Raw genomic sequence first — 412 nt, 5'->3', positions numbered from 1 at the left:
CGGCCATTCATCTGCTCGCCTCCGTGATCGGCGGCGACGACTGGGCGCTGCGCGCGCGAGAGATCAAGCCGCCGCTGCGTGCGCTCTCGGAGCTCCCGCTCGTGCGCGATGCCGCGGGCATGCCGCGCCCGGTGTGCTGGAACTGGAGTGGCCTCGTACACGCGGGCAGTGCGCCGTTGCCGCAGGATCTCGCGCCGTGGCTCGCGCACGTTCTGTGGGCGCCTCCCGACGATCCGTCGTCCGCGATCCCGCGCACGTGGATCGACAACGGCGAGCTCTCGCGCTACCTGCGCACCGCGAAGCAAGCGCGGCGCGCGGAGAAGAAGTTCTACGGCCACCAGCAACGCGAGGCGCGCGTGCTCGGTCGCAAGAAGCCACGCGTGCGCGCGCGGCTCGGCGCACCGCTCCCCGG

The 412-nt window shown here is 72.8% G+C and carries 1 protein-coding gene; it reads left to right on the top strand.

The features are described from left to right. The coding region (locus tag I6F37_RS42210) for a hypothetical protein (protein ID WP_225154705.1) at window positions 1–412 on the top strand (412 nt) is incomplete at both ends.

The organism is Bradyrhizobium sp. NBAIM08 (assembly GCF_020193935.1).
Taxonomy (GTDB): domain Bacteria; phylum Pseudomonadota; class Alphaproteobacteria; order Rhizobiales; family Xanthobacteraceae; genus Bradyrhizobium; species Bradyrhizobium yuanmingense.
Note: the sequence above shows the minus strand (reverse complement) of the source record. Positions and strands in the feature narration are given on the sequence as shown.